Below are 12,638 nucleotides of genomic sequence, written 5' to 3' on the forward strand. Positions count from 1 at the left end.
ACATGCCCCGGGAAAGGTATGTCCCTCTTTGTGTGTCCCGATAAAAGGATTGACATAAACAGTTAAATCTTCAATACCGGGTTGCTTTTTAGCAGCTTTATTTTGGCAGCCAAATGTAATTACTAAAAAAATAGCAGCCGCTATAATGATAACCTTACTCGTTTTATTAAAAGTTTCCATTTTAATTTTCCTTTGTAGTTGTATATTTAACTTCACCATCATCCAGCACGGGTAACTATAGAATAATTTTAGGATTCTGCTTCATAAGATTGAAAAACAAATCAGTAGTAGAATACAATAATTCCGGATATTCTTTTACCTAAGGCTAAAAGGCAGTAAGAATTTTATCTCATATTCCTGAATAAAGGTTTTGAATATTCTTTACCTTTTTTAACAACATCTCCATTATTATTCCTTATAATAATGGATTCATCCTGCTCATCGAGCCATATTTCTTTAGTTGCACCTTTAAACACATTTCCTTCAACTAAAATATCATTTCCATTCTTTTCGAACTGTATGGCAGCTGCAGCGGCGTCATTAGTAATAAAAATGTTATCTTTTAAAATGACCGGGCCGTATGTAGCATTGGTCTCATATGTAGTAAAATATATTTCAGAATAACTTTGCCATCCGCCGTTAACAATATTACGTCTTCCAATCACTGGGTTCTGAACTCCTTTGTTAGTGTTATTTACAAAAATATTGTCCTTAATAATTATGTTTTCAGGTTGGTTTATCCATGCACCTCTTCCTCCACCTTTAAAAATATTACCTGTTAATGTTACATTCTTATTTGATCTTTCTACACTTAAAATTCTTGAACCATTATTACCCTCCACAATATTTCCTGAAATTGTTGAATTTTCGCAATATTCGGCAAGGAAAAATGCCCCCATTCGGGCTCCCAGAATATGATTATTTGAAATAATATTATTATGGCATGCATACACATGCATTGCATCGCCGTATGCACTTAGCTTACAACCTTTAATTAATGTATTTTCGCAGGATACCAAATCAACAGCGCCTTTACCGGGGCCTGAGCCTTTGGGAGCCCAAATATAAAATGCATTGGTAGCATTTTTTATTATTTGAACATCTTTCCCTCCATTTCCTTTGAAGATTATGGGATTGCCATCCCTAGCGCCACTAATTTCAATATAAGTGGGTGATGAATTTACAACATAATACTTTTTCCCTTTGATAATATTATCCGGCAGTTTATCATTAAAAAAACATATATTCTGATTCTTTTCAAGAATTGAGTTACTATTATTTAATAAAATATGGCTTTCTCCATTTTGCATGCTAATATTTTTAATGATCAAATCTGTATCAAAATATTTATATGCCATATCGATTTCATTTCTCGAATAGTACTCACTGAAAACTACTATTTGCCAAAGAAAGCCGTAATCCCACATAAATTTACCACTGTTTATTAAAGAACAGTTTTCAACCGTTACATTCGTTGCAAAATTGTTAGTTCGCGATTTTGATTTTGATGAGTAACCATTCACATTAATTACAGAACCGGCAATTCCCTGTGAATGGACATCACTAAAAATAATATTATCTGTCTTCCCCTTTTCAGATGTATTGATGACAAAAATACGTGTACTTACATTAGGTTCCCAGGTATTATTTGTTGCCTCTGGATTATATACAAATCCGTTAAAAGAACCTCCATACCACGAAAAGTTAGAAATATCTTCCCCTGAAAACAAAACGATTCTTTTCTCATCTCCCAAATGTTTAGGTAAATAAAAATTTGCTCCGTGTGAGAAAACAGTAGTGTTTGAGTGCATTGGAATTTCAAATTTTCCACTCACATAATAATCTCCGGCAGGAATTACAATTACTCCACCATTTGAGTTCTTTACCTGTTTAAATATTTCCAGGAATGCAGGTGTATCATCCGTAATTCCATCTGCTTTGGGAGAAAAGTCGGCTAAATTAAGCTCTTCTTTTTTATCCCTCTGCGCATGTATATTTGTATATATGAATAGGTTAAAAAACAGAATAATTAAACTTATTTTCATTTTAATTTATTTTAATGGTTAAGATTGTTCATTCTCAATTGTAATTTGAATTTTGACTTAAACCTACTAATCTCTCTTATAAGAATAAAGAGAGATTAGCAAATTTAAATACTTGTGAGCTTGATTTTCACTACCTACTTAATATCCGGGATTTTGTTTCATGTCGCTATTCAAATCTCTTTCGAATTGAGGAATGGGCCACAAATAATTCTTGTTAGTATCAAAAACCCTATTTTCTATTATTCGCATTTCATCTTTATTTGAAACGGCAGAATAATCAGGTGTACCATTTTCATCAATCAAAGGAGCAGAACTTAATAATCCTTTTGGTATTCTGCCATAGAGTGGGCCATTTAGTACATCTTCAGCAATTTTCCACCTACGAATATCAAATAACCTAAGTCCTTCAAAAGCCAGTTCAATTTTTCTTTCCTTTCTCAAAATTGATCTTAATTCATTCTGCGATTTTCCTCCTTCTATTATAGGCATACCAACTCTTTCCCTAATCTGATTTATCGCATCATAAACAGACTGATCAATGTCATTAGCCTCAATTTTTGCTTCAGCATAAGTCAACAGCACCTCTGCATATCTTATTAAAATAATTCCTGTTTCGCTATGTCTAAGCGAGTTGGCATCTTCATATGTAGCATATTTTCGCCAACAATACCCCGAAAATGATGCATAAGGATTTGTTACGTCAGTATTCGTAACTCTAGCGGGAGGTGAGACATTATAATTCCAGCAAAGCAAGCTGTCTTTGTGGGTTTCATACTGATAACCATGGAAAATTGAGCCAGGCACAATTGTACTATATTGCAATCTGGGATCTCTGTTTTCAAATGGTTTTTGCGGATTATATAAGGGAGACTCATGAATATTTAATCCATCAGCACACAAATAAGAATCCATCATTGATTGGGTAGGAATTAATCCGCTATATCCGGAAGCCATTCGAGAGCCACACCATCTTGGAGAAGAGTGATCAATTGTACCAACTAAATATGAAAGCTTTAGTATAATTTCATTTGAATTTATCTGTCCACTTTTTTCAAACAATTGAGTGTAATCCTCATCTAATTCATAATTTAATGCCATTGTTCGTTGTGCCGCATCTATTGCGACAGTCCACTTTTCATTGAATAATGCAACCCTGGCTTTTAATGCTAAAGCTACTCCTTTAGTAATTCGTCCTAAATAACTGTCATCAGAATATTCTGCAACCAAAATGGATGAAGACTCCTCTAGTTCACTTAATATAAATTCTACTATTTGTGACTTTTCAGTTCTCTCTATTTTACTATTTTCCAATGTTAAATTAGTTGTATAAAATGGCACATCTCCGAAAAGTTCAACTAGTTGATAATAAAAATATGCTCTTAATACCCTAGACTCAGCAAGCAGCTGATCAATCCTACTTTGATCTGAAATTGTTTCAATATTTGCAGCTCCTTCTATTGCATAGTTACATCGCTGAATGCCAGTGTACAAATGTTCCCACATTTCAAGAATAACAGCATTTGTAGGATCGAGAGTTCCGCTACCCAATAGTTGAAAATCTCCCCAAGCCCTGCTCCAACCAATATCAGAAGCTAAATCGAGATGTTGCTCCATTGGCAATCCGTAATTAAAATCATACCAAAGGCTATTGTAGGCTCCAATTACTGCCAATTCTAATTCTGACTCAGATTGTAAAAACACTGAAACCGATGGATTATCTATTGGACTCTTTGTTAAATAATCATTACACGAAGTAAAAACGGTAATTATAAGGAATAAAAAACTTGTATTTAAATATATTTTTTTCATGTCTAAGCAGTTTAAAATGAAATATTAACACCAATAGAATACGATTTCTGTTGCGGATAATAGGTTGCATTACCTACCGGTGTTTCAGCGTCAAATCCATCCCAGAAATTGTCTAAAGTGAGTAAATTCTGTCCTGAAACATAAAACCGCAATTGCCTAATATTGGCCTTGTTCAAAAAGTTACTACTAAAACTATAGCCAATTTGTATATTTTTCACTCTCAGATAAGAAGCATCTTTTAACCAGAATGTTGAATTCTGATAATTATTGTCGTTATTAAACGCCAAACTTGGAAAACTTGCATTTGGATTTTCTTTCGTCCAATAATCTTTATGCATGGTTAAAGCTGTTGATCCATTGGAAAAAGGCCAGATAGCGGTTTCAGTTAAATAGCCATCTACTTTTCCCACCCCCTGGAGTAACATGCTAAAGTCTATATTTTTCCACTTCAAATTACCATTGATACTAAATGTATACCTTGGAATATTGTTTCCAATAATTTTTCGATCATCTCCATCAATAGCTCCACTGTCATCCTGATCTTTATATTTTATACTTCCCGGGATGATAGTCCCAGTTTGTGCAGGAGAGCTATCAATATCTTCCTGACTTGTAAAATATCCGATTGCTTCGTAGCCATAAAAGGAGTTTATCGCATAACCTTCAAAATTTACCAAAAGGTCGCCAACGTTTGCTCCTTTTAAATCAACAATTTTATTTTTCACATCAGAAAGTGATAAATTTATCCCATAAGAAAGATCCTTTTTTCGTGCATTGTAACCTACGGAAAAGTCCCATCCATTATTCTTCACAATACCTGCATTCTGATATGGGGCATTTACACCCAGATAAGCAGGAATATCAAGTTGCAAAAGAATACCATTTGTTGTTTTATGATAATAATCAAAAGAGGCATTGAAATTTTTTACATTTACGTCGATTCCAAGATTCAACATCTCTGTTGTTTCCCAGGAGATGTTTGAGTTTGCAAGGTCTGTTACAGTTAATCCCTTGACTGCTTCTTCATTTAAAACGATTGTTTCAGTTTCAAGAAAAGAATCATAAGGATAATAACCAATGTTCTGATTTCCCAACTGTCCCCAGGAAAATCGAATCTTTAAATTATTAATTAAGTCTCTGTAATCACTCCAAAAATTCTCTTCTGAAATTCTCCATCCTGAAGAAAAGGATGGGAAAAAGCCAAATTTATTTCCTGATAAAAATCGTGAAGAACCATCAAACCTAAAATTTGCTTCAACCAAATATCTATTTTTAAAGTTGTAATTCAGCCTTCCGAATAAAGATTGTAACGCCCAATCATAACCCGATCCCTCAGCTTGCATATTGCTTGGATCTCCCGCATTTAATACATCATATTGAGGAAGGTCAAATCCATCTCTAAAGCCTGAAAACCATCGGTTACTGTAGTCTTCCTGAGAAGCCCCTAATAAAACCTTCAAATTATGGTCGTTAAAATCTTTCTCGTAATTTATAGTTGCCCATAAATTATTATTGAAATAGCGTGTTTGCATTTGTGCTAATGAATTAATTGAAGGACTATTATATGCCTCCCCGCTTGGATAATAAACAGTTATAATATCTCTAAAACGTTTATAGTTATCTTCCCAAATATGTGGTGAATATGTAAACTCAAAAGACAAATTTTTAGTAATATCATAAACAAATCCAATATTTAACAAGAAAGAAGGTGTTTCAGTGCGAGTATAACCGCTGCTTTCTGCCATGGCCAAAGGATTACTTGCTGTAGAAGGAGCGGCATATCCAAAAGGATAAACAGTTGGTTCGATTGCTGAAAGATGATTTGCATTAAAAAGTACGCTTCCAATACCGGAGCCAGGTTCTTCATTTTTCATTAATTGGAAAAAAACGTCTGCTTTTATTGCAAGTTTTGTATTTATTTTCATATCAGTATTTAACCGAAAACTATATCTGTCAAAACCTGTGTTTTTTATAATTCCACCTTGATTATAATACCCCAATGCTCCCAGAACCTTAATCTTTTCATTCCCCCCTTCAAAACTTAAAGAGTGATTCTGAGTGAATCCATTTTCTGTAAAAACTTCTTTAAACCAATCTGTGTCCGGATACAACAAAGGGTCTTCATTGCGCAAACTGCTATAGCTGGAAATTAAATCTTCTGAATATAGTGGAGTACTTCCTATATTTTTATATGAAAGGTTTAATAGAGTCATGTGCTCCTCTGCATTAACCTTTTCTTTCAGATTGGTAGGTGCACTGATTCCAAAATAATTTGAGTAATTAAAGGAAAATTTATTATTTGAAGCACGCTTCGTAGTAACAAGAATAACACCATTAGCCGCTCTTGCTCCATAAATAGAAGCAGAAGCTGCATCTTTTAATACAGAGACACTTTCTATTAAATTAGGATCAATGTTATTAATATCCATCGGAATACCATCCACTAAAACCAAAGGATTAGCATCATTTAAAGTTCCGATTCCTCTAATTCTTATAGTCCCTCCATCATTTCCAGGTTGGCCGGACGATTGGGTAACTGTTACCCCTGGCACAATTCCCTGCAATAACATGGAAGACTGACCGACCTGCCTCTTCTCTATTTCATCACTGCTTACTGAGTTTACAGCTCCCGTTAAGTTTATTCTTTTTTGCGTTCCATAGCCAATTGCAACTACTTCTTCAATTCCGATAGCATCTTCTTCCATTTTTACATCAATCACTGTTTGTCCTCCAACAACTATTTCTTGTGTCCGCATACCAACAAAAGAAAATTGCAGTGTTGCATTTACAGGTATATCTGAAAGTGAAAATTCTCCATCAGCATTGGTAACAGTTCCCTGTGTTGTTCCTTTAAATACAACCGTTACACCGGGAAGGGGTGCACCGGAAGAATCGGTTACTTTCCCTGAAACTGACTTTTGTTGTTCGATATCAAATTTGTCAGTCGTTGTAAGTAATATCTGGCGGTCGTTAATGCTGTATGTTATCCCTGTATTTTCGAAAAGTTGATCAAGGATATTGCTTATGGCTTGGTTCTCGCAGTCAACAGTTTTTCTTTGACTGACATTGATTCTTGAAGCATCGAACATAAAATAGAATTCGGATTGATCTTCTATGTTCTCTAAGATGTTAGTGATTGTTTCATTTTCTAAATTAATACTTAAGCGTTTACTTTGTCCATAGCTGTCGACAGCAAAAGTTTGGGTTACTGTTATTAAAACTAATAATACAACAATCCTCATTCTTTTTAAAAATTTAGATTTCCGGATTTCAAACACTCCGGAAATCAATCCATAATAATTTTTTTTCATAAATTTGTTTTGATTTGGATTATTTAATAATTCAAGTTGATTTTGCCTCTGGAGTTGGTCACTGCGAGGCAATAATAAAGCAAGAGGGAGATGTTAACAGCATCTCCTTTTTAGTACATCGTTTTAATTCATATCATAAGCAGATTTTTTTAAGTTATACAGTTCATTATTTTTTTGAAATAATTATTTCGGGTTTAGCTTCTTGTTCGTAATTATGTATTAGTTTACAATGAACATCGCAAACAATTTCTATATACCTGAAAATTTCCTCGTAGCTTTCGTTTTGAATTGTTCCTGAGAAAATAGAGTTATATACTTCCTCATCGGCTACTTCAATGTTGATGTTATACCACCTTTTTAGCTTTTCAACCACATTCTTCATCGATTCGTTGCGAAAGATAAGCTTTCCATTTTTCCAGGATGAATAAATGGTTACATCAGTAAAATTCAGCGTTAATGCATTATCGGCTATGTTATACGTTGCTTTTTCTCCGGGTTGCATGGTATAACTAAAGGTTTCAATCTCTTTGTGTGCCAGCTCTACTTTACCCGATTCAAGCACAACAGCAATCTTATCGTTTTCAGGATATGCATCTACATCGAATTTCGTACCCAGTACTTTAACTATCAGACCATTCGCTTGTACTGAAAAAGGGTCATCTTCTTTGTGGTAAACCTGAAAAAAAGCCTGTCCGTTGAGTGAAACTTTTCGGTTTTGTTCAGAAAAGTTGCCGGGATAAGAAAGTGTCGTGCCTGAATTTAACCAAACTATTGAACTATCGGGTAAAACAACCTTTGACCGTTGACCATCTTCAGTAATAAAAGAAGTATAAGATAACTTTTGGGTGGTAATGGCGGAATTAAGTTGTTGTTTGCTTGTATAATAAATTGTGGTGAGGCTAATCAGAAAAACAATTATGGCTGCATATTTAAAAACGATTCTAATTGTTGGGTTAAACCTTTCTTTTTTCCCTGAAATTTTATGCCGGGCTTTCAGGTATGCATTTTCAATCTCATAATCGTCCAATTTTCTTGTTGAAGAGAGGAATGCCCAGGAAATTTTCATTTTTTTAAATATTTCCTTTTTCTCTTTTTGATTATTAATTTCTGTAATAACTTTTTCCTTCTCCTCAAAAGGTAAATTTCCTGTTACCAGTTTTATTATGTCTTCAAAATTCTTCATCTATATTATAAATAAACCATGAAATAGCATTTACCCCCAGTAATGCTTTCCTTTTTTATACATCTTTTTTTTTCGTCTGTATATAAGATGCTGAAAATTAAAGAACAAACAGATAGGCCACTAACGGTAAATAATCTTTTAAAGCAACTTTAAATGTTTTGATTCCTTTTGAGACATGCTTTTCTACTGTTTTTACAGAAATATTGAGTTCTTCTGCAATTTCACGGTTTTTCATTTCCTGAAACCTGCTGAGCTCGAAGACTTTTCTACATTGGGGAGGCAAACTTGCTAAAGTTTCCTGTATGATTTGTTCAATATCCATGAATGCGCATACCGATGTATCTACAGTTGACAGTGTTTCTGCATTTAAATCCAACTCACCAACATCGATGGTATTCGTGAACAACTTTTGACTGTACCTTTTATTGCGTAACTTTTTTAGGGCATTGTTTTTGGCTACCGTAAAAAGGTATGACGTAAGATTTGAATCGTCTTTTAGTTCGTTGCGTTTGTTCCACAACGTGACTAAAGTATCCTGTACAATATTTTCTGCAGTGTCTTTGAAAGGGATAAACTCTAATACGAAATAATACAACTTTGGATAAAAGTCGTTAAAAAGGACTTTGAAAGCAGCTTCATCGTCGTTTCTTAACCTTTCAAAAAGTTGTTGTTCGTTTTGGTTCATTGGTTTTTGTCTATTTAATCACAAAACTAAAAAATAAAATCAACAAATAATTTCAGGTCTGATTTATGCTAACCAACATCCTAATATTTGCCTAATTTTAAATAAGTTACACCTCCATATTTCCAGCAAAGGGCGTTAGTAAGAGCTATGTGGTGATTACCAATTACTGTAATAATAAGTCGTAACCGTCTATTCCGACAAAAAAAATTGCTACAGTTTTGGATGTAGATATCCGGGAATTGTTGAAACCTATAAAATAAGGGAAACTGATAAATTTGGTTTTCCTGACTTTTCTGCTGCAGAAAAAAAGCGATTATTTTACCATGTGAAAGAGCAGTTTTAGTATCAAAATAAACCTGATGGGCAAAACAGTGGATACGCTTTTGATTTTTGTTTACGGGAGAATGAAACAAAATACATACAGAAATAAGTTACCATCCCGCTTTGCCAAAAGCAGAAACAGGATTGTAACTCATTTATTCATCTTTCTTTCATTTTTGCTTCCTGTAACTTATGTTTTCGGTAAACAGTAGAAATAAACCAAAATATTTTTTCAGCTACCCAAAAGAACACTACAGGACGATAAAAATATACAGTGAGCGGTAAAAGTGCTACAGGACAACAAAAGAACTTACAGGCTTGTGATTTTTTCTTTATTTAACAGGATTATTATGGATATAATTTTTCATCAATTACCTTATTGACCTTTTCAGAAAATAGAATCCATGAACATTTTAATAGTGGTATTTCATAAAATTCCAAGCCTCCGCGCTCTCCAGTAGGCGCCTTGAAGATAGAATATACCACTACTTGAAACATGCTCGTAGTCAAGCCTTGTGATTGCCAGGGATAATAACTCTTTCTGTTCTTTGGAAAAAGAGCTTTTTTGAGACATCAATTGAACCAAAGCAGCTTCCCCGCTCTCTCTTATACAATACCAAACTTTTCTATATTCTCCTTTAGGATTAAGCCCTTCCCCCGTCCTCCAGTCGGATCCAACCATTGTTAAATCAAGCATTTGCGCTCTTTTGTTCGCATTTACAGTGCGCTTTTCAGCCATATGGACTAACGATTCCATGATGATTCCCATTTTGTTTTTAAGAGTTGAATCCTCCTCAAGAGACAATAACAATTCAATTGAACTCTGCATTTGCAATAAAGCATAAGTTGGTTGCCCCTCTTCTATCTTAAGAGATTGATTAATTGCTGGTTTTATATATTCTCTGTATAAATCAAAATATTCAATATTACCTGTTGTATTCCAAGCAGCTGCATATATCATCGGAAGACGCGCGGCCTCATGCCCTTTAACATTCCACATTTTGCTTATACCTCGGGTATCATGTGTACCGTCGGCTCTAAGAAAATCGTAATTATTTTCAGGTGTAACATTACGCTTCATCCTATCAGCAATTTCAGATAAAATTTCTCCAATTTCTTTTTTTGTTTTATCATCACACAAAGGGCTATGGAAATAATGCCATAGCCCATACACAACGTGAGTATATTGATCTCTCGATGAATTTATATATATACTTTTTTGATCTTCAACACAAACACATCTTGCTAAAAAGCCAGGACTTCCATGAACCGTTGCAGATAGTTTTATCCCTTGAAAAACAGCGTATGCGTAGTTCTTTAGATTATTATCATTGTTAACCATATATTTGTCTATAATCATACACAGCATAACACCGGCGGAAATCATACAATCTTCCATTCCTGTATCATAGCCCTGATAATTTGGATATTGTTCATCCACCTCATTGGAGGTTGGCAAATGGTTTAGCCCTTGCCCTTTTTCATAACTACTCAAATAATCGTAAAATTGCTGTGTACGGTCATTAAAAAACATACTCCAGGAAACTTCCCAAGCCTGCTCCATACACACTTGAAGATTGTTCAGATGAACATTTGAACCCTGTATTTTTTGAGGTTGAGCTTGCCTAGCTTTTTTCGCAAAAACTTGATTTATGTTTTCAGCCCAACTGCCGGGCAAAATGAGCAATAGAATTAAAACTAATTTTGGCTTCATTTCTCAGTTAGAAAATTTAATACTAGTTAATTAATTAGAAATGTATCTACCTGTTGTTTATATCACTAAACAGTAGTTGTCGGCTCGAAAAGGAAGACTGTAACTCTCAAATCAAATGAGAGTTACAGCCCAAAGCCATTAATATCCTGGATTTTGATCTTGTATAGGATCTATTGCCTTATTATAGTTTGTTTCTGATATAGGTATTGGCCACAAATACATACTTTCATCTAAATCAATTCCCTCGGTTTCTTTTATTACTTCCGCTGCCTTCCCCGTCCGAACCAAATCCAGCCAACGCTTACTTTCCATAAGAGTTTCATAGCCTCTCTCCTTAAAGACCAATTCAAAAAATGAATCTTTATCATAGTCTCCAATTTCAAAATCGACAGGAGAAGGTGATTCAGGATTATACCCATAAGCTCTGCGATGAACACTATTTAAACATTCAACCGCAAATTCTGTTGGTCCATTGTTAGCATTGTTTGCGGCCTCCGCATATATAAGAAGCAACTCAGCATAGCGATAGATTGGCCAATCATTTGAAGCATTTACAGTACCATTAGGATCTATGTATTTTTTAAACAATAAAGTATTATCTCCAAGCCCAATGTCACAAGAGTAGTAAACGTGTTGTTTTCTAAAGTCATTGTCGTCCCAATTTTTATAAAAATAATTATCAGTTGTTGAATAGAAAGAATACCAATTACTTCCATAAGGTTTATAACCGTCTGAGGGATGATGAAAAAAATTCATTAGTGCCCATCCGCTTTCATCGTTATATTTAAAGTAAAAGATTTCTTCAGAGGTAGTGAGTACGTCTGCTCCATAAATTTTTTCAAAATCATCCGGTATAATTACCTCAACCAATGAATATTTACCCGATTTGATAACTTCATCTGCCTTATCCCTGGCATTTGCCCATTCTTCACGAAAAAGATAGACATCAGCAAATAGTGTTTTTGCTGTCCATTTTGAAGGAGTACCTAATAAACGAGGAGAATCAGGTAAGTTATTCTCTGCATATTTTAGGTCATCTATAATTAATTTATAAACATCATCTACAGAGCTTCTTGGTATATCAAGCTCATTCATTGTTTCTTCGGTACGAAGGGGAACACCAGCCCACAATCGAACTAAAAAGAAATAATCAAGAGCCCTCATAAATCTTGCTTCGGCTATATATTGTGCTTTCTCTCCATCTGTTGTATTCGAACCTTGAGGCGTATGTTTAATGACTAAATTGGCATTTCGAATAGATAAATAGAGAGCGTCCCAAACACGTCGCATGTTTCCAATGTTAGTTGTATTGAACCCCTGATAAGCATTTATTGAACCTATGCTCCCTCTTCCATAAACATAATCAGCACAGGGAGTTAAATGTGTAAAATAAGAAACAAACTCACCACCATGCAGGGGAGGATAAATAGCATTTACTGCAGCCTCTACCTCGGCTCTTGTATTATAAAATGTTTCACTTGCTATTGATTTCGGATGCTCTTCCAGAATATCTTCGCATGCTGAAAACAACAAAATGGCTATTAATATTAATCCAATATTTTTCATTTGA

The 12,638-nt window shown here is 34.4% G+C and carries 8 protein-coding genes; all 8 read right to left on the reverse strand.

Annotated features, from left to right (window positions below; all coding sequences use genetic code 11):
• Positions 1–180 (reverse strand): hypothetical protein (locus K5G00_RS19870; RefSeq protein ID WP_238767984.1); only part of this gene is annotated, 180 nt, incomplete at its 3' end.
• Positions 181–344: 164 nt separating this feature from the next.
• On the reverse strand, positions 345–2,045 hold the full coding sequence (locus K5G00_RS19875; protein WP_238767985.1) for a right-handed parallel beta-helix repeat-containing protein: 1,701 nt from the start codon (positions 2,043–2,045) through the stop codon (positions 345–347).
• A 138-nt stretch (positions 2,046–2,183) separates the two neighbouring features.
• Positions 2,184–3,854, reverse strand: a complete 1,671-nt coding sequence (locus tag K5G00_RS19880; RefSeq protein ID WP_238767986.1) for a RagB/SusD family nutrient uptake outer membrane protein — start codon at positions 3,852–3,854, stop codon at positions 2,184–2,186.
• 11 nt (positions 3,855–3,865) lie between these two features.
• Complete coding sequence (locus K5G00_RS19885) at positions 3,866–7,165, reverse strand: TonB-dependent receptor (protein ID WP_238767987.1); 3,300 nt, start codon at positions 7,163–7,165, stop codon at positions 3,866–3,868.
• Between the two features lie 166 nt (positions 7,166–7,331).
• Complete coding sequence (locus tag K5G00_RS19890; RefSeq protein ID WP_238767988.1) at positions 7,332–8,348, reverse strand: FecR family protein; 1,017 nt, start codon at positions 8,346–8,348, stop codon at positions 7,332–7,334.
• Positions 8,349–8,445: 97 nt separating this feature from the next.
• Entirely contained in the window at positions 8,446–9,033 is a 588-nt protein-coding gene (locus K5G00_RS19895) for an RNA polymerase sigma-70 factor (RefSeq protein ID WP_238767989.1), read from the reverse strand.
• Positions 9,034–9,781: 748 nt separating this feature from the next.
• The gene (locus tag K5G00_RS19900) at positions 9,782–11,068 is read right to left on the reverse strand and encodes a hypothetical protein (RefSeq protein WP_238767990.1); all 1,287 of its coding nucleotides are present in this window, start codon (positions 11,066–11,068) and stop codon (positions 9,782–9,784) included.
• Between the two features lie 138 nt (positions 11,069–11,206).
• Positions 11,207–12,634, reverse strand: coding sequence for a RagB/SusD family nutrient uptake outer membrane protein (locus K5G00_RS19905; RefSeq protein WP_238767991.1), 1,428 nt, complete (start codon positions 12,632–12,634; stop codon positions 11,207–11,209).
• Positions 12,635–12,638: the final 4 nt, after the last annotated feature.

Origin of the sequence: Maribellus maritimus, assembly GCF_022267315.1 — a bacterium.
GTDB lineage: Bacteria > Bacteroidota > Bacteroidia > Bacteroidales > Prolixibacteraceae > Draconibacterium > Draconibacterium maritimum.